The sequence below is a fragment of the Haloarcula sp. S1AR25-4 genome (assembly GCF_031624555.1).
GTDB classification, from domain to species: Archaea; Halobacteriota; Halobacteria; order Halobacteriales; family Haloarculaceae; genus Haloarcula; species Haloarcula pellucida.
This window is the reverse complement of the sequence record NZ_JAMQOR010000003.1, coordinates 106,590-129,681: the sequence shown is the minus strand read 5'-3', so window position 1 is coordinate 129,681 and position 23,092 is coordinate 106,590. Positions and strand designations below refer to the sequence as shown.

At 66.2% G+C, this 23,092-nt stretch carries 23 protein-coding genes; 10 read left to right on the top strand and 13 right to left on the bottom strand.

Annotated features, from left to right (window positions below):
• Positions 1–119 precede the first annotated feature (119 nt).
• From NDI85_RS13960 to NDI85_RS13950, 3 genes are all read left to right on the top strand, one after another.
• The gene (locus NDI85_RS13960) at positions 120–1,442 is read left to right on the top strand and encodes an MFS transporter (RefSeq protein ID WP_310916132.1); all 1,323 of its coding nucleotides are present in this window, start codon (positions 120–122) and stop codon (positions 1,440–1,442) included.
• A complete protein-coding gene (locus tag NDI85_RS13955) occupies positions 1,442–2,026 on the top strand; it encodes a molybdenum cofactor guanylyltransferase (protein ID WP_310916131.1) in 585 nt (194 codons plus the stop codon). Before NDI85_RS13960 ends, NDI85_RS13955 begins: the two co-directional genes overlap by 1 nt.
• A 265-nt stretch (positions 2,027–2,291) precedes the next feature.
• A complete protein-coding gene (locus tag NDI85_RS13950) occupies positions 2,292–4,058 on the top strand; it encodes a ferredoxin--nitrite reductase (RefSeq protein ID WP_310916130.1) in 1,767 nt (588 codons plus the stop codon).
• Between the two features lie 220 nt (positions 4,059–4,278).
• On the opposite strand, the gene NDI85_RS13945 is transcribed toward NDI85_RS13950, so the two are convergent.
• The gene (locus NDI85_RS13945; RefSeq protein ID WP_189001623.1) at positions 4,279–5,169 is read right to left on the bottom strand and encodes a bile acid:sodium symporter family protein; all 891 of its coding nucleotides are present in this window, start codon (positions 5,167–5,169) and stop codon (positions 4,279–4,281) included.
• A gap of 35 nt (positions 5,170–5,204) precedes the next feature.
• Positions 5,205–5,429 (bottom strand): Rdx family protein, encoded by a 225-nt coding sequence (locus NDI85_RS13940; RefSeq protein WP_310916129.1) that lies wholly within the window; start codon positions 5,427–5,429, stop codon positions 5,205–5,207.
• Between the two features lie 112 nt (positions 5,430–5,541).
• On the opposite strand from NDI85_RS13940, the gene NDI85_RS13935 reads away from it, so the two are divergent.
• Positions 5,542–5,898 (top strand): helix-turn-helix domain-containing protein, encoded by a 357-nt coding sequence (locus tag NDI85_RS13935; RefSeq protein ID WP_310916128.1) that lies wholly within the window; start codon positions 5,542–5,544, stop codon positions 5,896–5,898.
• Here the strand turns inward: NDI85_RS13935 and NDI85_RS13930 are convergent, their stop codons facing one another.
• The 7 genes from NDI85_RS13930 to NDI85_RS13900 all read right to left on the bottom strand — a co-directional run bounded on the left by NDI85_RS13930 (position 5,899) and on the right by NDI85_RS13900 (position 12,249).
• Positions 5,899–6,540: a chemotaxis protein CheC gene (locus NDI85_RS13930; RefSeq protein WP_189001617.1), complete on the bottom strand. Its 642-nt coding sequence runs from the start codon at positions 6,538–6,540 to the stop codon at positions 5,899–5,901. It abuts the gene before it with no gap.
• Positions 6,541–6,613: 73 nt separating this feature from the next.
• Positions 6,614–7,957: an ABC transporter substrate-binding protein gene (locus NDI85_RS13925; protein WP_189001615.1), complete on the bottom strand. Its 1,344-nt coding sequence runs from the start codon at positions 7,955–7,957 to the stop codon at positions 6,614–6,616.
• Positions 7,958–8,101: 144 nt separating this feature from the next.
• Positions 8,102–8,560, bottom strand: a complete 459-nt coding sequence (gene lrp / locus NDI85_RS13920) for an HTH-type transcriptional regulator Lrp (RefSeq protein ID WP_189001612.1) — start codon at positions 8,558–8,560, stop codon at positions 8,102–8,104.
• 10 nt (positions 8,561–8,570) lie between these two features.
• Entirely contained in the window at positions 8,571–8,927 is a 357-nt protein-coding gene (locus tag NDI85_RS13915; protein ID WP_189001611.1) for a P-II family nitrogen regulator, read from the bottom strand.
• The gene (locus NDI85_RS13910; protein WP_189001609.1) at positions 8,920–10,257 is read right to left on the bottom strand and encodes an ammonium transporter; all 1,338 of its coding nucleotides are present in this window, start codon (positions 10,255–10,257) and stop codon (positions 8,920–8,922) included. Before NDI85_RS13910 ends, NDI85_RS13915 begins: the two co-directional genes overlap by 8 nt.
• A gap of 400 nt (positions 10,258–10,657) precedes the next feature.
• Positions 10,658–11,638 (bottom strand): porphobilinogen synthase, encoded by a 981-nt coding sequence (gene hemB / locus NDI85_RS13905; RefSeq protein ID WP_189001607.1) that lies wholly within the window; start codon positions 11,636–11,638, stop codon positions 10,658–10,660.
• 56 nt (positions 11,639–11,694) lie between these two features.
• The gene (locus NDI85_RS13900) at positions 11,695–12,249 is read right to left on the bottom strand and encodes a hypothetical protein (RefSeq protein ID WP_189001605.1); all 555 of its coding nucleotides are present in this window, start codon (positions 12,247–12,249) and stop codon (positions 11,695–11,697) included.
• A 104-nt stretch (positions 12,250–12,353) separates the two neighbouring features.
• On the opposite strand from NDI85_RS13900, the gene larE reads away from it, so the two are divergent.
• Complete coding sequence (larE, locus tag NDI85_RS13895; RefSeq protein ID WP_189001603.1) at positions 12,354–13,223, top strand: ATP-dependent sacrificial sulfur transferase LarE; 870 nt, start codon at positions 12,354–12,356, stop codon at positions 13,221–13,223.
• A 1-nt stretch (position 13,224) separates the two neighbouring features.
• Here larE and NDI85_RS13890 read toward each other — a convergent pair whose 3' ends face one another.
• Together NDI85_RS13890 and NDI85_RS13885 are read right to left on the bottom strand one after the other, a co-directional pair.
• Complete coding sequence (locus tag NDI85_RS13890; protein WP_310916127.1) at positions 13,225–13,845, bottom strand: histidine phosphatase family protein; 621 nt, start codon at positions 13,843–13,845, stop codon at positions 13,225–13,227.
• A gap of 7 nt (positions 13,846–13,852) precedes the next feature.
• The gene (locus tag NDI85_RS13885; protein WP_310916126.1) at positions 13,853–15,550 is read right to left on the bottom strand and encodes a twin-arginine translocase subunit TatC; all 1,698 of its coding nucleotides are present in this window, start codon (positions 15,548–15,550) and stop codon (positions 13,853–13,855) included.
• Positions 15,551–15,669: 119 nt separating this feature from the next.
• Between NDI85_RS13885 and NDI85_RS13880 the strand changes: the two genes are divergently transcribed.
• On the top strand, positions 15,670–17,874 hold the full coding sequence (locus NDI85_RS13880) for a twin-arginine translocase subunit TatC (protein WP_310916125.1): 2,205 nt from the start codon (positions 15,670–15,672) through the stop codon (positions 17,872–17,874).
• On the opposite strand, the gene NDI85_RS13875 is transcribed toward NDI85_RS13880, so the two are convergent.
• On the bottom strand, positions 17,875–18,852 hold the full coding sequence (locus NDI85_RS13875; RefSeq protein ID WP_310916124.1) for a type IV pilin: 978 nt from the start codon (positions 18,850–18,852) through the stop codon (positions 17,875–17,877).
• Between the two features lie 192 nt (positions 18,853–19,044).
• Here NDI85_RS13875 and NDI85_RS13870 point away from each other — a divergent pair, with 192 nt between their 5' ends.
• Together NDI85_RS13870 and NDI85_RS13865 are read left to right on the top strand one after the other, a co-directional pair.
• Positions 19,045–19,221: a ribbon-helix-helix domain-containing protein gene (locus NDI85_RS13870; protein ID WP_189001586.1), complete on the top strand. Its 177-nt coding sequence runs from the start codon at positions 19,045–19,047 to the stop codon at positions 19,219–19,221.
• A complete protein-coding gene (locus NDI85_RS13865) occupies positions 19,211–19,912 on the top strand; it encodes a queuosine precursor transporter (RefSeq protein WP_189001584.1) in 702 nt (233 codons plus the stop codon). The genes NDI85_RS13870 and NDI85_RS13865 overlap by 11 nt, the downstream gene beginning before the upstream one ends.
• 7 nt (positions 19,913–19,919) lie before the next feature.
• Here the strand turns inward: NDI85_RS13865 and NDI85_RS13860 are convergent, their stop codons facing one another.
• Positions 19,920–20,714 carry a 23S rRNA (uridine(2552)-2'-O)-methyltransferase gene (locus tag NDI85_RS13860; RefSeq protein ID WP_189001582.1) on the bottom strand — a complete coding sequence of 265 codons (795 nt, stop codon included), beginning with the start codon at positions 20,712–20,714 and terminating at the stop codon, positions 19,920–19,922.
• A gap of 194 nt (positions 20,715–20,908) precedes the next feature.
• Here NDI85_RS13860 and nirK point away from each other — a divergent pair, with 194 nt between their 5' ends.
• Both nirK and NDI85_RS13850 read left to right on the top strand, forming a co-directional pair.
• Positions 20,909–21,994: a copper-containing nitrite reductase gene (nirK, locus tag NDI85_RS13855; protein WP_310916123.1), complete on the top strand. Its 1,086-nt coding sequence runs from the start codon at positions 20,909–20,911 to the stop codon at positions 21,992–21,994.
• A 238-nt stretch (positions 21,995–22,232) separates the two neighbouring features.
• A complete protein-coding gene (locus tag NDI85_RS13850) occupies positions 22,233–22,976 on the top strand; it encodes a DNA polymerase sliding clamp (RefSeq protein WP_310916426.1) in 744 nt (247 codons plus the stop codon).
• The last annotated feature ends 116 nt before the right edge of the window (positions 22,977–23,092 follow it).

Here is a 23,092-nt window from a genome sequence, read left to right as displayed (position 1 = left end):
ACATTCGGATAATCTGTGATGATGTGGCCACACATCCAGAATAACACCGATTCGATGGACGAACAGTCGTCAATGAATGTACATGGTGTACACCCGGTCGCTCCGCCGGAGGTGGTCCTATGGGGCTGATCAAGATGACGAAGTACCGGACGCTGTTGCTCGCGACCATCGGGTTCAACTTCTCCTTTCTCATCTGGTTTTCCTTCGCGCCCTTCACGGGACCGATGGCCGAGGAGTTCGGGCTGACGACGGCCGAAATCGGTATCCTCGCGAGTTCGGCCATCTGGATGGCGCCGTTTGGCCGTATGCTGACTGGCTGGCTCTCCGATAAGTTCGGCGCCCCGACGATTTTCGCCATCGTGCTGGCGTACGTCGGCGTGTTCTCGATGGCCAGTGCGTTCATCGAGACGTACTCGCTGTTTTTCGTGACGCGCATCATCGTCGCGACGGCGGGCATCACGTTCGTCATCGGCATCCAGCACGTCGCCGAGTGGTGGGAAGAGGAGAACCTCGGCCTCGCCGAGGGCATCTACGCCGGCGTCGGGAACGCCGGGGCCGCGGGCGGTGCGCTCATCCTCCCGCGCGTGTTCGGGAGTGGCTGGAGCGGGCCGCTGTTCTCGACGAACTGGCGGGCCGCCTTCTTCTATACCGGCATCGTCTCTATCGGTCTCGCCGTCGCGTACTACACGCTCGGTGAGGCCGCAAAGACCGAGGAGAAGCGTCAGGCGACCAAGGACAACGCGAGCTTCAAGGACTGGATACACACCGCCACTCGCTACGGGACGGTCGTCCTCGCACTCGCCTACGTCATGACCTTCGGTCTCGAACTGTCGATGAACGGGTGGCTCGCCACCTACTACCGCGAAGCGTTCAATCAGGACAACCTCGTCATCGCGAGTACGTTCGCCGCCACGTTCTCTATTGCGGCCGGCCTGCTCCGCCCCATCGGCGGCTACGTCAGCGACGTGCTGGCCCGCAAGGAGATGGACATCCTGCCGTTCTTCGAGGGCCGCTACCGCGAACAGTGGACGTTCGTCTCGCTGTGTCTCGTCGTCGTGACCATGTTCGGCATGACGCTCGCCGGCCTCTCGGGCGTCCTCATGAACGCGGTCGTCGTGGGCTTTCTCGTCGGGACGGCGTGTGCGTTCGCCGAGGGATCCATCTTCGCACAGGTGCCCGCGATGTTCCCCAACAGTTCCGGTGCCGTCGCGGGCGTCGTCGGTGGTGTCGGGACCGTCGGCGGCATCGTCTATCCGCTGTTTTACTCGGCCCCGTGGCTCGCGAACCTCCACCTGGGCTACTCCGTGGCCGCCGTCACGATGATCCCGATCGTATTGCTGGCCGCGTGGGTGTTCCGCCCCGAAATCGCGAAAGTCGCCAACACGGCCGGCTTCGTCGGTAGCACCAACGCGACGGAGACGGTGGCGTCCGGGGACGACTGATGCGCAGTGGCGTCGTCCTCGCGGGTGGGTACTCCACCCGCTTCGGTCCCAAAGACAAGGCGACGGCCGAACTCGACGGGACGCCGCTCGTCCGCCGCGTCGTCGACCGCATCGAACCGGCCGTCGACGAGGTGGTGGTCAACTGCCGTCGCGGACAGCGCACAGCCATCGACGACGCGCTGACCGGTCACGACTACCGCCTCGCCGTCGACCCCGTTCCCGACGGCGGTCCGGTCGCTGGCGTCCGCGCTGGCTGTCGGGTCGCCCGCGGGCGGGAGACGTTCGTCACGGCCTGTGACATGCCGTTCGTCCGACCGCTGCTGGCCGAACGGCTGTTCGAGGCCAGCGAGGGTGACGGGGCCGTTCCGCGTATCGGCGGGCGCCTCCGACCGCTGGCGGCCGTGTACCACACGCGGGCCGTCATCGAGGCCGCGGATACGACTCTCGGACTCGGGTCCGGTGCGCTCAGAGACATGCTCGACCGCCTGTCGATGACGGTCGTGCCCGGTCCCGCGCCGGCGCGTGCCGTCAGCGACGTCGACACCCGCGCCGGCCTGCGGGCCGCCGAGTCACGGTCGACGTGACAGCCACGTCGCGGTCGAGGCTCACGGAACCGGGCCGCAGTCTGCTGGTTTTCGGGTCTCGACCGCCCTCGACCTTAGACCCATTAAACACCTCCCAGATGGCTTAATTCTGGACGGGCGTCCGGTGGCACCCCGTGGTTTTGGATTTATTCAACGATTAGAGTTTTAGTCATCCATGTACACGCTTCTATCGTAAATTAGCGTACGTTCGAATACTAATGAACGATAAAAACATACGATACTCCGTAACTGAGGCGATCTGACGATGGCGCACAAAAAAGAGGACGTCAAAGGCGAACTGTACGGCGACGAGGTCCGCGAAAAGCTAGAGGAGTTTGCCGAGAACGGTTGGGAGTCCATCCCCGAGGACGAGCGCGAGGCGTGGTTCTCGCGGTTCAAGTTCTGGGGCGTGTTCCACCACCGCGGCGGGCAGGAGTCGTACTTCATGATGCGACTCACCAACTGCGGCGGTATCTTAGAGCCCGACCAGCTGCGGGCCATCGGCGAAGTCGCCCGCGACTACGCGAGAGGTCCCGCAGAGAACCCCGAGTTCGGTAACGGGTGGGTCGACTTCACGACCCGGCAGTCCATCCAACTGCACTGGCTGAAACTCGAAGACATCCCCGAGATATGGGAGAAACTCGAAGCCGTCGGCGTCTCCTCTCGCTCCGCGGGCGGGGACACGATGCGCAACATCTCGGGCTGTCCGGTCGCCGGCAAGGCCGAGGAGTACGTCGAGTCCCGCCCCATCTTAGACGAGATTCAGGAGACCATCCGCGGAGACAACGACCTCGCGAACATGCCGCGGAAGTTCAACATCTCGGTGTCGGGGTGCCGGCAGGGGTGTGCGCAGGACGCCATCAACGACATCGGCCTCGAACCGGCCCACAAGATAATCGAGGGGGCGGAGATCGAGGGGTTCAACGTCCGCGTCGGCGGCGGCCTCGGCGGCCGCGAACCGCGCGAGGCGCGTCCGCTGGACCTGTTCGTCCGTCCGGAACACGCCGTCGAGACGGTCCGGGCGTTCGTCGAGTTCTACCACGACGAGGGGAACCGACAGAACCGCTCGAAAAACCGCGCTCGGTTCTTCGTCGACGAACTCGGTACCGACGCCATCCGCGAGGAACTGGACGACCGCCTCGACTTCGAGTTCGAGACCGCCGGGACGGACTTCCGCGGCGAGTACAGCTACAACGCCGGCAAACGGACCGAGTACGGCGCCCACGACCACGTCGGCGTCTACGACCAGAAAGACGACAAGAACTACGTCGGCCTCTCGGTCCCGGTCGGACGCATGCCCGCCGAAGACGCCATCGAACTGGCCGACCTCGCCGACGCCTACGGCTCCGGGGAGGTGCGACTGACCCGCCGGCAGAACCCGCTCATCATGGACGTGCCAGACGGGAACCTCGCGAACCTGCTGAACGAACCGCTCCTCGATACGTACTCGCCGGAACCGAACCCGTTCGTGCAGGGCGCGATGGCCTGTACCGGGACGGAGTTCTGCTCGCTCGCGCTCACGGAGACGAAAGCGCGGATGGCCCGCCTCCTGCGATGGCTTGGCGACAACGTTGACGTGCCCGACGACGTGGACCGCATCAAGATGCACTTCTCGGGCTGTACGGCCGACTGCGGGCAGGCGATGACTGCCGACATCGGCCTGCAGGGGATGCGCGCCCGGAAGGACGGCGAGATGGTCGAGGCGATGGACGTCGGCGTCGGCGGCGGCATGGGCGAGGACCCCACGTTCATCGAGTGGGTGCGCCAGCGCGTGCCCGCCGACGAGGTGCCCGGCATGATAGCCAACATCGTGGAGGCGTACGCGGCGCTGCGCTCGGAGGGCCAGACCTTCAGCGAGTGGGTCGACGCCACCGGTCACGAGACCATCGTCGAACTCGCCGAACCCGAGGAGGTCGAGGGGTACACCGACCCCTGCCTCGCCGACGGCAAGCAGTCGTGGTATCCCTTCGACGACGGCGAGAGCCCGGCCCCGACGGACGCCAGCGGCGAGCCGCTATCGGCGGACGACTGACCATGCCAGAACAGCGCGAGGACAACGCACAATCGGCGGATTCCCGACCGCAGGAGGTGGCCTACGACGCCGCACCGGAACTCATAGAGTAGCGCGAGGCCGTACGACGGCCTCGTGAGCTACGGTGTGCGGCCGCCGGTCCGAACTCCGGCACCCCGACGGAGCATTGCTCGTGTCCATTTCGCTCCGTCGGTTCGTTTTGCGTTCCGTCGCTCGTGACTCAGAGCCACCGCGCGAGCCCCGCGCTCGTCGCCATCTCGACGACGCCGAAGACGACGGCCGGGAGCGCGGCGTCCGGCGGGAACCCCGCGGTGACGACCAGCGCCGCCGCGACGGCGAAGTCACGCATCCCCACCGACAGTGCACCGGCGATACGGACCGGGCGGTCGCTGCCGGTCGTCGCGAGCCACCCGAGACCGTAGCCAGCGCCGTTGAGTGCCAGCGCCCCCACGCCGACGAGTGCGACGGCCGCGTAGTCGCTCCGCAGGAGCGCCGCGTTGGCCCCGGTCACGCCACCGATAATGAGGACGACCATCACCGCCGAGACGGCCGGGTAGTCGCCCTCGTGTGCCGCGACGCGCGCCGGGTATCGCGCACGAACGGCGATAGCCAGCGCCATCGGCCCGACGACGGCGACGAGCAACTGCTCGACGATGGGCCACGTCTCGACGGTGACGCCGCCGGCGAACAGGCCCGTAGCGACGGGGACGACGACCGTACTCCCGACGCCCGCGACGACGAGGACGACCGACGACAGCGCGGTGTTGCCGCCGGCCAGTTCGGTCATCGTCGGCGTCACGAGTTCCGGCGTTACCGCGCCCAGCAGGACGAACCCAACCGTCAGGGCCGGGGAGAGCGAGAAGGCTCGCGCGAGGCCGAACGCCACTATCGGCATCGCGAGGTGTGCGAGGAGCGTCGCCGTCAACGGTCGTGGGTCGATGGCCCGGAAGCGGTCGGCCGACAGCGTCAGCGAGACGCTCCCGACCATCACCGCGAGAATCGGCGTGGCGGCCCGCGTGACGACGGCCACCTCCGGGAGGGTGACGCCGACGGCGACGGCGAGCAGCACCCACCCCAACAGGTAGTCTTCGACGACGTCGGTGAGGGACACGCCGCGACGTGGGTGGGCCGGCCAGTTGGGCGTTGTCACTCGCCGATGCGGGAGACTATCGCGTCGACGTCGATGCTGCCCTCCTCGTCCTTGTCCCAGACCGTCTCGCCGTCGGCGGCTACTCGGAAGACACCGCCGTGGTCCGGCCTCAGACGGACGCCGTCGAGGTCACGGCCGTACTCGTCGAGCAGGGCTGTCTGGAGGTCGATAGCGTGATCACGGAGTCCACAGGGGACACAGTACTCGATGTCGACGTGCACGTCTGTGCCGTGGCTACGAGGGGGCCTAAAACGGCTGTACGCCGCAGGGAACCGGGTTACCGTGTGGAAACCCGCCACCGCCCTTTTGGCCTCTGGTCGGCGTAGTGACGGTATGAGCGAACTACGTTCGGACGCCGACTGTGCGGCGTCGTGGTGTGCCGACGACCCGTGGTGTGGGTTGACCTGTGCCGTGGACGTGTTGGGTCACAAGTGGCATCCCGTCGTCGTCCACCGGTTGCTCGCACGGGGGCCGCTGGGGTTCGGCGAACTGGCCGACGACGTCGGCGCTATCACCAACAAGGTCCTCTCGGAGACGCTCGCCGACCTCGAAGCGGCAGCGGTCGTCGACCGAACTGTCGTCGACGACCGCCCGGTCCGTGTCGAGTACTCGCTGACCGACGACGGCGAGGCGCTGGCTCCGGCTATCGAGGCCTTACAGGACTGGGGTGAGCAGTATCTCGTGGACTGACTACAGGACGTCGCCCGCGTTCGTGTCCGCGGCTACGTCCGTATCGAGGTCGATGTTCTGGATGAGCGAGACGAGCGATTCGAGTTCCGGGAACGTGTAGACGGTCATCCCGAGGTCGCCGTCCTCGACGGTTATCTGGGAGTCGATGACGAAGACGAGTTCGGACTCGGGCCACCCGCCCATCTTGTCGACGATGCCGCTCGCGGGGCCGAACACGAAGTTCGGCGTTCCCATGTCGATGGTCGTATCCAGCACGTTCGCCCACCCGTCGATGAACGCCGAGGTCATGATGTTGCCGATCTCCTGCATCGCCGACTGTTCCATGTCGGAAAAGCCGCTGCCCTCGCTGGGGTCGCCCATCCCGCCCATCATCGCCCCGGCCAGCCGTTTGCTGTCGGCCGGATCGAGCATGAAGAGGACGTAGCCGTAGGGCGGTTCGTTCAGTTCGACGAAGATGCCGACCCGTTTCTCGGTCCCGATGTGCGTTTTCACGTCCGCGATGTCGAGGAAGTTGATCTGTGACGTGTGTACCGACGCGTTCAGGCCAGTCAGTTGGCCGAGGTTGTCAGCGACGGTCCCCGACCCCTCTTTGGCCATCTGGTTGAAGAGGTCGAGTTTCCGCACGTCGACTTGCAGGCCCATACGCCTTCGAACGGCGCGACCGGCTTAACGCCACCGCACGGCGAGGCTGGCACCGCCCCCGACGGATGCCACCTCACTCCTCGCCGGGGACGTACGGGCCGAGGTCGTAGCAGTTGCTCGCGGGGTACTCCTCACAGCCGTAGGCCGCGTCCCGGGTCACGTCGACGAACTCGTACCGCCGCGTCTCGGTCTGTTCGCTGGCTGGCAGCCCCTCGACGATGGGCACCGGACGGATGGCCTGATGGTCGCAGGCACGCATCGTCTCGCTTCCCATCCCCATCGCGTAGGTGGCTCCTTCCAGTTGCTTGACCACGTCCGGCGGACGGAACGTGCCGGCCCGTTCGACGGCCGCCGCGTACTGCAGGGTCTGACCGTACGCCAGCTGGGCCTGATCGGACGGGAGCGAGCCGTACTCGGCGCGGTAGCTCTCGGCGAGACTGTTCGAGAGCGGGGTGTCGATGCTCTGGTCCCACGCGATGGTCCCGAGGACGCCCTCGATAGCCGACCCGGCGAACGACGCCAGACTCCGACTCAGGATGGGGACTACCACCGTGACGTCCGTCCCGAGTATCTGCTCGGCCTGCTGGACGGCGTTTGCGCCGTCGATACCGCGGTAGTTCAACACGACCACGTCCGGGTCGGTGTCGGCCGCCGCCGACAACTGGGACTCGTAGTTCTCGGTGCCGACGCGGGTCTCCGTCGTCCCCGTCTCGTTCCAGTTTTCGTCTTGCATCCGCTGTCTGAACTGGTCGGCCTGCGTGTACCCGTAGTCCGAACTGGCGTGCAGTTGGTAGAAGTCGGTGCGGCCCTCGAACCGCGCTGTCAGGACCGGCGCCAGCGCGTTGGCGGCCATCGTCGCGTTGTACATCTCCTGAAAGCCATAGCGGCGACAGTCGGTGCCGGTGACGTTCGTGCCCGGAGCGAACCCGAGCATGTGGACGACGCCCCGGGGCTGGCACACGTCGAGCAGTTTCTTCGCGGTGTTGGTAGACCCGCCGCCGGCGACCATTATCGCACCTTCGCGGTCGATGAGTTCCTGTCCGACCGTCGCCGCCGTCGACGGCGACGACTTCGTGTCGCCGACGGCCGCCTCGACGGTTCGGCCGCGGAGTCCATCGCCGTCGAGCGCACCGAACAGGTCCGCGTCGACCCAGCCACCGCCCTCGTTTACGTGCGCGACCGCCAGTTCGAACCCGCGACGCTGGTCCTTGCCGTCGGGCCCGAACGGGCCCGACTGCGGGACAGTGGCCCCGAACGTGACCGTCTCCTCACCGACCGGATAGCTCGCGAACGCGGTGTTCTCGGCCGGTGTCTCCGTCTGTGCCCCGCCGCCCCCGAGACAGCCAGTCAGTCCCGCGAGCGCGCCGCTCGCTGCGGCCGACCGCAGAACGTCCCGACGTGTCGTCGACTCACGCATGCTCCACCCATATATATTGAAAAATATAGTACTATACCTGTTGGTAATTCTTTCCTGTAGCCGGAACGACGCTCAGAGCGGTGCCGAACGCGTTCTGAACCGCGCCCTTAGCAAACGGATGGAAAAGCGTGCCCGGTGGACCGACTACGCGTCGGCGTCGTCGACCGGGAACTGCTCGTGTTCGCGGACGGTGTTCAACACGACCGAGGTGGCCGCGCTCTCGATGTCCGGATCCGTGAGCAGGTCCTTGATGCGGGCGTTCATGTCGTTCGTATCGCGGAACTTCCCGACCGCGACGATGTCGTGGCTACCGGTGACCTCGTACACCGCGACCATGTTCTTCAGGTCGCGCAGGCGCTCGGTCACGGCCATGAGGCCGCTGCCGTCGACCGACAACTGGAAGACGGCGGTGACCTCGTAGCCAAGCTCCTGATAGTCGATTTGGGCCGTGTACTCCTCGATGACGCCGGATTCGACCAGTTGGTCCATCCGTCGCGAGACGGTCGTGGCAGCGACGCCGGTTTCGGCGGCGACGTCACGGGCGCTCGCCCGACCGTCCCGGAGCAAGGCGTTGACGACTTGTCTGTCGATGTCGTCGACCATCGCGCGCCGCTCAGACTGCCTCTGGGCCCGTCTTGCCTGTTCGGACCTGATAGGCGTCGTCGACCGGGAGGACGAATATCTTGCCGTCGCCCTTTTCGCCGGTGTGGGCACCGTCGGCGATGGCCTCGACGACGTCGTCGGCGGGGATGTCCGCGACGACGGTCTCTATCTTGACCTTCTGGTGGAGGTCGACGACGTACTCCTCGCCGCGCCACTGGCCCTTCTTTGCGGGCTGTGAACCGCGTCCGGAGACGTTGGTGACTGTCAGCGAGGGCGCGCCCACTTCCGCGAGCGCCTGCTTGACGTCTCCGAGTTTGTCCGGCCGAACCATTGCGACAACCATCTTGATGTCAGTGTCTTCAGTCATCTTTGGAACCTCCGTCAGTACGCACGTTCTCACTCACCATGCCACCGTCGGCGACCACGCTGTCACCGGAGCCGAACTCGGGGTAGGTTTCGACGCCGTGTTCGCTGACGTCGAGGCCTTCCTGTTCGTGTTCGGGCGTGACGCGGGCCTGTCCGATGGCCTTGAGGATGCCCCACACCGCGGCCGTCGCGACGATAGTCCACGCGGCGATAGCGACCACGCCGATGACCTGCGCGATGAACGCGTTCACGATACCGCCCGCGGGTGCCTCGGCCGCGACGAAGGGGAACATGAGCGTCCCCAGCACGCCGGCGCTCCCGTGGACCGGGAACACCGCACAGACGTCGTCTATCTTCAGGCGCTTCTCGATGAAGTTGAACACGAGCGGGAGCTGTGCACCCGCGAGGCCGCCGACGAGGAAGGCGCCCCACCAGCTGGTGGTGTCCGGAATCGCGGTGATGCCGACGAGGCCCGCGAGCAGGCCGTTGGCGACGTACAGCGTGTCGACCTTGCCGGTCTTGGCCCACGCGACGGCGGCGGCGCCGATGGCACCGGCGGCCATCGCGATGGTCGTCGTCATGGCGACGCGACCGACGTAGGAGAACGCGCCGAGCTGGAGCGAGCCGTCAGTGAAGACGAAGACGCTCGCGGCGGTGCCGACGTTGAAGCCGTACCAGCCGAACGCGAGGATGAGCGTCCCCAGCACGGCGAAGGTAAGCGAGTGACCGGGGATGACGTTCGCGGAGCCGTCCTCGTTGTAGCGACCCATGCGCGGGCCGAGGACGTAGGCGGCGGTGAGGCCGGCGATGCCGCCCATGCCGTGGACGATCATGCCGCCCGCGAAGTCGTGGAAGGTCGCGCCGCCGAAGCTAATGTACGACCCCGCCCACGTGATACCCGTGACGACAGGGTAGATGACCGCGGCCAGCAGGAACGTGTAGGTGATGTACGCGCGGAGTTTCGCGCGGCCGGCCACCGCCCCCGAGACGATGGTCGCTGCCGTCATCGCGAAAACGGCGCCGAACAACCAACCGACCCAGTCGTTCGGGTTCTCGGCGACGAAGGCCGGCGAGAAGCCGCCGCCACCGACGAGCGAGGAGATGCCGGCACCGATGACGAAGAACACCGACACACCGACCGACCAGGTCAGGAGGTTCTTCGTCAGTTGGTTCGCTACGTTCTTCGAGCGTACCTGCCCCGCCTCGAGCATGGCGAAGCCGGCGTGCATGAAGAAGATGAGGAACGTTACCACCAGTACCCACAGGAGGTTCACTCCCGTGACCAACGTTTCGAGCGTTTCCGGTGACGTCTGCAGTGGTGCGAGTACCATGATTTGTATCGTGCTGTGATTATTGCGTTTGAACGTCCAACTTTATCGTCTTCAGCGCCGTCTTTGTCAACTCGTTCACGGAGAAACCTCTTGCAACAGCACTACATAAGGATTTGCTTTACGAAACTCGATATTCTGGGGTATTCGGTAGACGAACGTCCGGATTACCGTATGATATTATGGATATAAGGTTGTTCTCCGTCAAGAAACTCGGTATCCGTCTGCCGTGATTTTGGACGAATGTCGAACGCGAGTCCGGCCGAACGGGTCGAAATCGGCCGGTTTCGCTTGCGCGCGCTCCCGATATCGCACTCTCTGGACGTGCGTCTACTGTCGGCACTCGTTACTGAACGGTTGGCGAGAGACCGACGAACGAAGTGGGCGGTCGCAGGCCCTTCTCTCAGAGTCGGTCGGCCACGTCCTCTGCGAAGTAGGTGAGAATCAGGTCGGCACCGGCCCGCTTGATAGAGAGCAGCGACTCGTAGGCGACGGCCTCCAGATTCAGCCACCCCTTCTCCGCGGCGGCGTGCAGCATCGCGTACTCGCCGGAGACGTTGTAGGCGGCGACCGGGTGGTCGTAGCTCTCTCGGACGTCTCGGACGACGTCCAGATACGGCAGGGCGGGTTTGATCATCAGCACGTCCGCGCCCTGTTCGACGTCGAGTTCGACTTCCCGGCGCGCCTCGCGTGCGTTCGCGGGGTCCATCTGGTAGTGTCGCCGGTCGCCGAAGGCCGGCGCGCCGTCGGCGGCGTCGCGGAAGGGCCCGTAGAACGACGACTCGAACTTCGCCGCGTAACTCATGATCGGGACGTCGGTGTGGCCGTCCTCGTCTAAGGCCTCGCGGATGGCACCGACCATCCCGTCCATCATGCCCGACGGCGCGACCATGTCCGCGCCTGCGCGTGCGTGACTGACCGCGATGTTCCCCAACAGGCCCAGCGTCTCGTCGTTGCGAACGGTGAGGTCCGGGTCCGACTCGGCCGTCTCCTCCAGTACCCCGCAGTGGCCGTGCTCGGTGTACTCACAGAGACAGACGTCCGTGATGACGTAGGCGTCCGTCTCGTCGGTGATGCGCCGCACAGCCTCTTGTACCACGCCGTCGCTGGCCCACGCCCGACTTCCGCGGTCGTCTTTCGACTCGGGGATACCGAAGACCATGACCGCCTCGACGCCGGTTTCGAGGACGTCCTCGACGCGGGCGACGCTCTCCTCTACCGGGACGCGTTCGTGGCCCGGCATCGTCTCGATGGGGACCCGTTCGTCCGTCGTCGCGTCGACGAAGACGGGCGCGATGAGGTCCGACGCCGAGACCTCGGTCTCTCGGACCAGCGGGCGAACCCCGTCGGTCCGAAGCCGTCGGGGGCGACGTGTCGTGTCCATATCCGAACTCCGGGGGTCGGCGGCAAGAAGGCTCCGCTCGTTCTCGGGTGTCCCCGTCAGTCCAGCAGACTGGCTTTCCCGCGCAACAGGAGGAGACCGATGCCGGGACTGGCGACCAGCGCGTTCAGCAGGTCCCCGACGACGGGGACGGCGCTGACCGCCCCGACGACGACGGCACCCACCGCCAGCGCCGCCCAGCGGTTGTCGACGTCGCCGACCCCGGTGAGCCACCGGCCGACGGCGTACGCGCCCAGCGGCGTCCCCACCAGCGCGACGACGAACAGCGCCAGCAGGCCGGGGATGGTGACGACGAGACCGACGAGCGTCAGCGCCAGCAGGACGAGGCCGACGATGATTGCGAGGTAGCCGAGCGTGCCGACGGCGACGACGACGCCGGGGTCGTCGAATATGTCCTCGACGGCGTTTCTGGTCCAGGCGGGCGCGGCAGCGAGTAGGAGAGCGCCGACGAGGAGGCTGTACCCGCCGGCCGCGGCGAACTGCGCGAGCGGCGACAGGGTGACCTGCCCGGTCGGTTGCTGTGCGGCGGCGACGCCCGGCAGGACCGCGAGTGCGACCGCTGCCGTGGCGAGACGTTGGCTGGTGGAGGGCATCGTCCGGTCCTTTCCGAGGCGACGGTAAATATCTCGTGTCTTCGGTAGGCGGTCGTCACACCGGACACGAAGCCGTTTTCCCCGTCGACCCAGTAGTCGTCGCTATGTCTGCTGTCGCGGAGAAGATGGCTGCCGCCCGCGAGGACCTCGCGTCGCGAGACGGCGTGGTGGTCGCGTTCTCCGGCGGGGTCGACTCGAGCGTGGTCGCGGCGCTGGCCTACGACGCCCTCGGGGACGACGCCGTCGCCTGTACCGCAAAGTCCGAGACCCTGCCCGCCGAGGAACTGCAAGACGCCACCCGCGTCGCCGAGGAAATCGGCATCCGTCACGAAATCGTGGAGTTCTCCGAACTCGACAGCGACGAGTTCATCCAGAACGACGACATGCGCTGTTATCACTGTCGTTCGATGCGTCTGGGCGCCATGTACGACCGCGCCCGCGAACTGGGCATCGACGTCGTCTGTGACGGCACCAACGCCTCCGACGTGGGCGAGGGCCACCGCCCCGGCCTTCGGGCCGTCGACGAACTCGACGCCTACTCCCCGCTGCTGGAACAGGACATCGAGAAAGAGGAGGTCCGGGAGATCGCCCGCGAGTACGACCTCTCGGTCGCCGACAAGCCGTCGATGGCCTGTCTCTCGTCTCGCATCCCGACCGGCCTCGAAGTGACCGAGGAGCGTCTCTCCCGCGTCGAGAAGGCCGAACGGCTCCTGCGGACGTGGGGCTTCGAGCAGTTCCGGGTCCGCGACCACGACGGCCTCGCCCGCATCGAGGTCGGCGAGGACGAACTGGAGACGGCGCTTGACCCCGACTTCGTCCGGGCGGCCCGCGACCACGTCGAGGACTGCGGGTTCGACCACGTGACCTTAGACCTCCACGGCTACCAGACGGGGAGCGTCAGCCCCGAGGACGAGGAGAGCGAGGCGGACGTCGTCTCGAACGTCTTCGACGCCGACTATCCGACCGCCGAGTAACTCACTCGCGCCACGGCCGCGCGCCTTCCGCGACGAGTTCCGCCATCGACCCGTCCAGCCGTAGCTCCGTCACCGAGCAGTTCGGTGGCGAGTGGGCGGTGATGGTCGCGTCCAGCGAGCGCTCGGTCACCGCGGCGAGCAGGACTTTGACGACGCCGCCGTGCGTGACGAGCAGCACCGTCTCGTCCGGCCCGACCGTCGTCCGCAGGTCGCCCAACGCCGACTCGACGCGGTCACAGAACGCCGCGACGCTCTCGGCGTCCTCCGGCGTGGCGTCGAGCGACGACACGCTCTCCTCGGGGTCGTGGTCGGGGTGGCGCTCGAACAGCGTCTCGGCCAGAAAGCCCTGATAGACGCCGAACCCGCGCTCGCGCCACGCGCTGTCGACGGTCGGGTCCGGCAGTCCCGCCGCCGTCTCACGCACCTGTTCGGCCGTCTCCCGGGTTCGCCGGAGGTCCGAGGTCACGAGGCGGTCTATCGCTCGCTCGTCGGCGAGCCACGCCCCCAGCGCCCGCGCTTGCTCGCGGCCGCGGTCGGTGAGTCTCGTCGGGGCCCACCCCTGCACCCGCCCCTCGCGGTTCCAGTGTGTCTCGCCGTGCCGGGCTACGAGAACGGTCGCCACGCGATGGTCACTCCTGTGTCTCGGCGGGGCTCTCGCTACTGCCGTCGCCGCCGCGGCGGTAGCGTGCGACCAGCAGGCCGGCCTCGAACAGGACGACGAGCGCGGCCGCGACGCCGACGGCGGCCGTCGTCGCCAGTCCGAACTGGTTGATGAGGCGGAACAGCGTCGGGTCGGGGCTAGAGAGGTAGCCGACGACGATGGCCACGGTCCAGACCGGCAGGCGGACCGTCCGGAGGCCGCGCCACAGTTTCACGCTGCCGTAGTAGTTCTTGTTGAGGTAGGCCGTCAGTTCGAACAGCACGATGAGGCCGCCACCGACGAGTATCGGCGGGGCCAGTCCGACCTCGGCGAGCGCGCTCGTGACGCTTGCGGGCAACCGGCCGTAGTACCCCGTCGGCACCGGTGCGGGGCTGAGGACGTACCCGACCAGCGCGAACAGGAGGTAGGCGTAGGGCCGCCGGTTCGTGAGGTCCTCGGCGGTCGGGACGGGCGAACTGCTCCCGGTCCACTTCAGCAGGAGGAGCGTCCCCTCGAAGAGGCCGATCATGGTCACGGCGACCATCAGCGGCGCCATCCCCGTCGGGTCGGGGCTGAAGACGAACGCGATGGCGGCGAACGCCCCCCAGAAGTAGAGGCGGCGGTCGACGAGCCACCGTCTGGTCGTGACGCCCATCATGATGGCGAGCATCACGAACAGCGGAATCTGGAACACCAGCGCGAAAAAGCCCAGCATCAGGATGATGAGGTTGAACGTCTCACCGAGGCCGAACGCGAGGTCTGCGGCCCGGTCGGAGTAGGTGATGAAGTAGTCGAACATCGCCCGCAGGACGGCGAAGTACGCGAAACCGACGCCGATGGCGGCCAGCACCAGACTCGTCGGGACCGCCGCGAGGTAGTAGCGCCGCTCGCGGGGGTACAGCCCCGGACGCATGAACAGGTACGTCTCGTAGACGAACACCGGGAGGGCGGCGATAAAGCCGACTAACGAGGCGACCTTCAGCCGCGCGAGGATCAGCGCCAGCGGGCTGTAGACGTGCGGACAGTCGGCACCGGAGACGGTGCTCTCACCGCCCGGCTGGGCCTCGACGGCGAACTGGCCACACGTCTCGGCCGGGCCATCGAGGAAGGAGTACCAGAGGAAGTTGATGAGTTCGTCCGACGCCGGAAGCGTAAGCACCGCGACGGCGGCCATCACGCCGACGACGATGAACAGGCGCGTCGCCATCTCCTCGACGTGGTCGGCCAGCGGCATCTCCTCGTCGTCGGGTGCGCCGCCGATGCCGGCCTCGTCGTCGGGGTCGTACCCCGGTGCACCGGCGCCCGCCTCCGATCCGGGCGACCCGCCAGTCGGCGAGGGTGTGGCCGGAGTACCCCAATCAGTGGGGACGTCCGCCGGCGTGGCGGCGGCAATCTCCGTGGGATCGCGGTCGAACAACCCGGCACGGGTCGGTCCCGGAAGGCCGTGTGCCCCCGCCGTCGCCTCGTGGCCGCCGACGGGTCTGTCACCCGGGCCGCTCACGTCGTCCGTGGCGTCGTCGACTTCCTCGTCGTCGTCACTACCCTCGCTCGGGTCTGTATCACCCGGTTGGCCGTACGGGTCGTGGCCACGTTCCTCGGGGTGGACGTCGCTGTCGCTCCGGCCCTCCGAGGACAGCAGCGGGTCCTCGGGCCGTGGGCGGTCGTCGTCTGCGTCACCGTCCACCATCTATCTGGGAGCGGTTTGGCGGTTGGTAGTTGTAAACTTTCTTTTCGAGCGGCCCCGCTCGCCGCCGAACGCCACTGATGAACAAATTGATAACGCAGAATCGGCTACCCTCACGGAAGATGGCGAGTGCAATCGACGAGGACACGGTCCAGACGGTCCAGAGCGGCCGTGCGACGCTGGGTGCGATGCTCAGCACCGCCCAGACCCACCTCCAGAAGGTGTTCATCGTCTTCGTCATCGGGATGATCGGGACCATCATGGCCCTGCAGTACGGGGTCTGGGACCGACTCAAACAGGACCTGCTGTACTCCCAGATGGACCTCACGACGAAGGAGGCGACCGACATCGTCGTCGTCACGCCGTTCGACGTCATCCTCTTACAGGTGAAGATAGGGGCCGTCGTCGGCATCCTCATGTCGCTCCCCCTGCTCGTCTACTTCGGCCGCGACGGGTTGCGACGCCGCGGGTGGTGGCCCGCAGAGAAGATTCCGCTCTGGAAGGGGGCGCTGTTCGTCGTCGTCAGTCTGGGTCTGTTCGCCGCCGGCGTCGCCTACGCCTACGAACTGTTCTTCCCGCTGATGTTCAACTTCCTCGCCGGCAACGCCGATGCCGCCGGGTTCCTCCCCCAGTACTCCATCGTCAAGTGGGCCCAGTTCGTCTTCCTGCTGGCGGCCTCCTTCGGCCTCGCGGCCCAGTTACCCCTGCTGATGACGGTGCTTTCCTACACCGGCATCGTCCCCTACGAGACGTTCCGCGAGAAGTGGCGCTACGCCGTCCTCGCCATCTTCGGCTTCGGCGCGCTGTTCTCGCCGCCTGACCCGTTCACCCAGATCATGTGGGCCGCGCCGCTGTGTGGGCTCTACGCGCTGAGTCTCGCGCTCTCGAAACTCGCGGTGACGGTCAAACGCTCCAGCGACCTCGTCAGCACTCGCCGGGTCGCCGTCGAGCACTGGAACACCGTCCTCGGGGCGGCGGTCCTCGTCGGCGGCCTGACCTACTACGTGCTGACGACCAGCGCGTTCCAGTACGTACAGGCCGTCGAGGCGTTCGCCGCACAGTACTCGACCCAACTCACCGGGAACCTCGCCCGGCCCGAACTGTTCGGCCTCTCCGTCGAGGGGACGGCCCTCTTGCTGGCCGCCGTGTTCGGTTCGGCCGGGACCGTCGCCGTCGTCTACTACCACGTCCTGCAAGCGCTCGACCAGAACGCGGTCGGGCCCGGTCGTCGGCACGGCGACCCGACGGCCATCGACATCGACGAACTCAGCGCCGCTGCTATCGAGGTCGCGCCGCCGGAAGCCTTCGAAGAGATGACCGAGGAGGAGGCACTGGCTCACGCCGACCGCGCCCTCTCCGAGGAGAACCAGGAGAAAGCCCAGTTGATTCTGGACCGCTGGGACATGGCCCACGAGGACGACCCCGAGGGGACGGCGGCCGCCGAGAGTACGGACGGCGATGGAGACGTCGAGGACGAAGAGGGCGTCCTCACGTCGACGACGGCCGGGATGGTCAACGCCTTCACCGAAGAGGAGACCACAGAGGACGACGTCGGCGGCTACTACTACGACATCCGCTTCATCTTCGACTCCATCGCCTCGAAGGCGTTCTGGATACTGGGTGTGTTCGGCCTCGTGCTGTCGGCGGCGTTCCTGTTCCTCTATCAGGGCGGTATCGGTCGCATCCAGCGCATCTTCGTCAGCCGTCTCCCCGAGGGGATGGCCGAGGGCGTCAACATCGTGACGTTGCATCCGGTCGAACACCTCGTGTTCATCGTCAAGTTCTCGACCATCCTCGGTGCCATCTCGGTGGTGCCGCTGTTGCTCTACTTCGCGTGGCCGGCGATGCGCGAACGCGGCTTCGTCGTCGGCGACCGGAACGTCCTCCTCGTCTGGGGCGGGACGCTGTTCGTGGCGCTCATCGGCGGGAGTCTGCTCGGGTTCCTCTACGTCGCCCCGATGACCATCTCGGCTATCGCCTACGACCAGTTGCAGGCCAACATGGTCATCGCCTACCGCATCAGCAAGTTCGGCTGGCTCGTGTTCTTCCTCACCATCGGCATCGGCCTGCTCGCGGAAATCCCGGTGACGATGTTCCTGTTTCACCGCGCGGGCATCGTCCCGTTCCACCTGATGTACGAGCGCTGGCGCGAGGTGGTCATCGGCATCGTCGCCCTCTCGGCCGTCCTCTCGCCGAACGGCATCTTCACGATGTTCATCGTCGGCATCCCGACGGCGGCGGCCTACCTGCTGGGACTGGGTATCCTCTGGGTGTACACGCTCGGCGGTCGCCGGACGCCGAAAAACCGGAGCGAACCGGCCGACTGATTACCAGCTCGCGTCGCCACGACACGTCACGCCGGGTGCCGTGAACACCGTCCCCGGACTGACACTGTTGGCATCGTCGATGACTTTCGTGCCCTCGAGATAGATCTCGTTGTCGTATCCGGCGTCGTTCTTTACGAACACCACCGTGCTCTGGTCACAGCCCGGCTTGAACAGCAGGAACACGTCGTTGGTCGGTTCGGTGCTCGAACTCGAATCTGTGGTTATCTTGCCGTCGGTGATGGAATAGGCGTCCTCGCCGGGGTCGAGCCCGCTGGGCGGGGCGTCGGTCCAGTTGTAGCCCGGACTCGGGACCGCGGTCCAGTGGACGTTGTCGACCATGACCACGACGAACACCGGGGGGTCCAGTCCTTCGATGGGTCGCTCGTACATCTTGATGTGATGCCACGGGTTCGCCAGCGATATCGGTCCGAGGTTCATCCCGTTCGAACCGGTGTAGTCGGCGGCGAACTGCTCCCCGTTCGGGTCGATAGCGAGGCCGAACGCGTACCGCTCGTTTATCTGGTGGCTGGTCCCGTCGACGATGGCGTACTTGAACTTCGCCGGAAACGTGTTGTACGACGGACAGTCGGTCGGTTCCTGTACGTAGTACTCCTCGACCTTTCGGCTCGTCTCGCCGTTGATGCTGGCGACGTAGATGTGGTCTCCCGGATACACGCACCGCAGGCTGACCGACGACTGCCCGTCCCAGTGCTTTACCACCCGTCCGTTGATCTGTAGCTCGAAGGTCGTCTCCGGCGCTCGCTGGTTGTGCCCTCTCACACGCAACTCGAGCGTATCCTTGCTCCCTTCGTCTATCGCCGCCCCGTACTGTGCCTGCGAGTGGACCGTCGCCGACGTGAGCGCGTCCGACCCCAGCGACGTCGCCATCGTGCCAGCCACCGTCACCAACAAGACGACGATGAGCACCAGCAACGCGACGCCGACGACCGGCGACACTCCCCTTTTTCCCACACCCATATGTACCGACGGTAATTGCCACACCCTATATTAAGCTTCATTCAATATCGGGAGCTGTGAAACGAGCCGGTGGCGTTCGCTCTCCCGGACGGACACGCTCGGCGGCCGGACAGCGCCGGGGAGTCCGAGCGAACCGGCCGACTGAGACGACGAGGCGACCGATTTAAGCACGGCTGTCGATATTCTGTGGATATGCCCAAGATAAGCGTCGAGGTGCCCGCGGAACTGTTAGACGACCTCGACGACCACGTCGGCGAGGAGGGGAAGTTCGTCAACCGGAGCGAGGCCATCCGCGCCTCCGTCCGCAAGACGCTCGATATACTGGACGACATCGACGAACGACAGGGACGACTCGACGATGAGCAGTAGCGGCGAGCACCCGATTCGGGTCGGCCTCGTCGCCCTGTTCGTGACGGCGCTGGTCGTCTCGCAGGTCACGGCGTCGAAACTGCTGGCCGTCGGCCTCCCGTTTTCCCTACCCGTGGCCGGCGAGACGCTCGTCCTTCCCGGCGCGGCGCTGGCCTACGCCCTGACGTTCTTCGCCTCCGATTGTTACGCCGAACTGTACGGCCGCCGGGCCGCCACCGTCGTCGTCAACGTCGGCTTCCTGATGAACTTCGTCCTGCTGGCGCTGGTCTGGAGTACGATTCTCGCCCCCGGTCTCCCGGCTGCGGCCCAACCGGTCGACCCGGCGGCGTTCCGGAACGTACTCGCGGCGAGCACCGGCATCGTCGCCGCCAGCCTCGGCGCGTACGTCGTCAGCCAGAACCTCGACGTGTTCGTCTTCCACGCGCTGCGCGACGCCACCGACGGCGAGGCGCTGTGGCTCCGGAACGTCGGGTCGACGGCCACCAGCCAACTCGTCGATACGGTCATCTTCATCGGCGTCGGGTTCGTCCTGTTTCAGGGCGTCTCCCTGTCGGCGGCGCTGTCGCTCGTCGTCGGGCAGTACCTCTTGAAACTGCTCATCGCGTTGCTGGACACGCCGTTCGTCTACGCCGTCGTCGCACTGGCCGGCATCGAGGACGACGAGGACGAGGCCGCGCCGGCGGTGCAGTAAGGGCTCGCTACTCTGCGGGTTGTGCGAAGGCGTAGCGCGGCTTCACGTCGTCGACGCGTACCTCCAGCGTCTCGCCCTTCTCGACGCCGCTGACGAACAGCGTGAAGTTCTCCACTTTGGCGATGCCGTCGCCTTCCTCGCCGATGTCCTCGATGGTCACCTCGACCACCTCGCCCTCGCGGACGGGGGCCGTGAGGCGGTGTTTCGCGACGAGGTACAGTTCCGAAGACGAGTCGCGCGAGGCGTCGGGGCGGACCTCCCGGACGTACTCGAACTCCGGTTCGATGTCGGCCTTCAGGTCGTCTAGGTCCTGCCCGTCGAACACCTTCGCGGCGAAGTCCCCGCCCGACGAGAGCAGGTCCGTCGCCACCTCGAAGGCCTGCCGCACGAGGTGGACCGACCGGGCGTGGTCTAAGTCGTACTCGCCGGTCATGTTCGGCGCCATGTCCGAGAGGACCACGTCGACGGGGCCCCCACGCTCGCCGGCGTCGCCGCCGACGACTTCGCGGACCTCGTCTTTGGTGCTGTCATCGGTCATATCCCCGCGGACGTACTCGACGGTCGGGTCCGGGTCCGAGAGCGGGTCGATGCGCTGGCGGTCGACGCCGACGACGGTGCCCCGTTCGCCGACGCGTTCGGCGGCCACCTGTAGCCAGCCACCGGGTGCGGCACCGAGGTCCACGACGGTTCGGCCCTCACCGAGCAGTCCGGCAGTCTCGTCCAGTTGTTGGAGTTTGTAGGCCGACCGGGCCCGATACCCCTCCTGTTTGGCTCTGTTGTAGTAGTCGTCCTTCCGGCTCATTTGTTGCCTATCGTACCCGTCCGAGCGGTTTACGCGTGTCGCTGTGCCCGAGATGCGATACGGGGTACCATTCCACACCCGAACACGTTCATCCCCCTTCCTATGCCGTGAGAACGCGTCTCAGGTCCTGAGAGTCCCCTTTCTGGTATATGTGTGGTCCGGACGGAGATACACCTGCAACGGAGGTCCCACTCATGTCATCCATTCCGACGGCGACGCGGCGTCGCGTGTTGCAGGCGTTGGGCGTCGGCACGGCGGCCATCGCCGGCTGTGCCGGAGCCCCCGGCGCAGAGACCGAACAGCCCACCGAACGGACCACCCCTCAGGAGCCAAGCATGAACCCCGCACAGCAGACTGACGTCGACCGTATCGCCGCCGATCCCACCGACATCCCGGCCCCCATCGACCGGTCGGAGCCCAAGACGGTGTCGGTCGAGATGACGACGAAAGAGCAGGTCGCGGAAGTCGAACCCGGTGTCACGTACACGTACATGACCTTCGACGGGCAGGTTCCGGGGCCGATGATTCGGGTCCGCCGCGGCGACACCGTCGAGTTGACCATCACCAACGAGGAGGGCAACTCGATGCCCCACAACATCGACCTGCACGCCGTCCGTGGTCCGGGTGGCGGCGCCGAGGCGTCGATGGTCACGCCCGGCCAGACCAAGACCTTCCGGTTCAAGGCCACCTACCCCGGGAGTTTCATCTACCACTGTGCGGTCCCGAACCTCGACATGCACATCTCCTCGGGGATGTTCGGCATGATACTGGTCGAACCGAAGGAGGGCCTGCCGGAGGTGGACCACGAGTTCTACTTCGGCCAGCACGAACTCTACACCAAGGGCGAGGCCGGCGAGGAGGGCCACCACGACTTCGACGTCGAGTCGATGAAGGCCGAGGACCCGACCTACGTCCTCATGAACGGCGAGAAGTACGCCATTACGCCCGACGGCTACGGTGCCCCGAGCATGAACGTCGGCGAGACGGCCCGCGTGTACTTCGCCGTCGGCGGTCCCAACCTCGACTCGGCGTTCCACCCCATCGGCTCCGTCTGGGACGAGGTCTGGCCGCAGGGCGCCACCGCCAGCGACCCCCACCGCTTCGTCCAGACGACGCCGGTCAAACCCGGATCGACCGTCGTCGCGACGCTGCACGCCGAGGTGCCCGGCCCCATCAAACTGGTCGACCACGCCCTCTCCCGGGTCGCCCGCAAGGGCATGATGGCGGTCATCAACCGCGAGGGCGAGGCCAACCCCGAGGTGTTCCAGCCAGAGGGCTGACCGACTGACGAGCCACCGGGTCGTGCCGAGGACTTTGCCGGTCCACACGCCGTCGTCTGTGTCCTCCCCGCCACGACACTCGCGACCTGAGTGTGCAGGCTCCCGGTCGAGTCGCGGTCCGTGACCGGCACGTGCTGACTCGTCGGGGCGGCCGCGGTGTCGGCCGAACCGAGGGTCGCACGCGCACGCGGAGTCAATGAGGGACTTTTTAATGCATGGGGGCGTAGCCGGGTTCAAGATGTTCAACGCCATCGTGAGTGCGGACACGCTCCAATCGGCTCTCGATTCAGTGAGCGTGCTGGTGGACGAGTGTAAGATCCACCTCGAAGAAGACGGGCTTGAGATTCGGGCGGTGGACCCGGCCAACGTCGGGATGGTCGACCTGCGACTGGAGGCCGCTGCCTTCGAGTCCTACGAGACCGACGGCGGCCTCATCGGCGTCAACCTCTCCCGACTGGAGGACATCGCCGGCATGGCCGACGCCGGCCAGTTGGTCCACCTCGAACTCGACGAGGAGACCCGGAAACTCCACATCGCCATCGACGGGCTAGAGTACACGCTGGCCCTCATCGACCCCGACTCCATCCGACAGGAACCGGACCTCCCGGATCTGGACCTCTCGGCGCACATCGTCATCGAGGGGAAAGACATCGACCGGGCGGTCACCGCTGCCGACATGGTCAGCGACCACATCGCGCTGGGTGTCGACGCCACCGACGAACTGTTCTACGTCGACGCCGAGGGAGACACGGACGACGTCCACCTCGAACTGACACGGGACGACCTCATCGACCTCACCGCCGGGGACGCCCACTCGCTGTTCTCGCTGGACTACCTGAAGAACATGAACAAGGCCATCCCGAAAGACGCCGAAGTCGAGATGGAACTGGGCGAGGAGTTCCCCGTCAAGATGCACTTCAACTTCGCCGAAGGCGAGGGTCGGGTCACCTACATGCTGGCGCCGCGCATCCAGAGCGAGTAACGACTCAGTCTGCTGCCTTCGTCTGTCCCCCATCGCCTGCGATGGCCTATCGACGTCCTCTCTGGCCGTCTCGGGTCCGACGGGCGTCTGACGTACCGTTTTGTGGGGGCGGGACC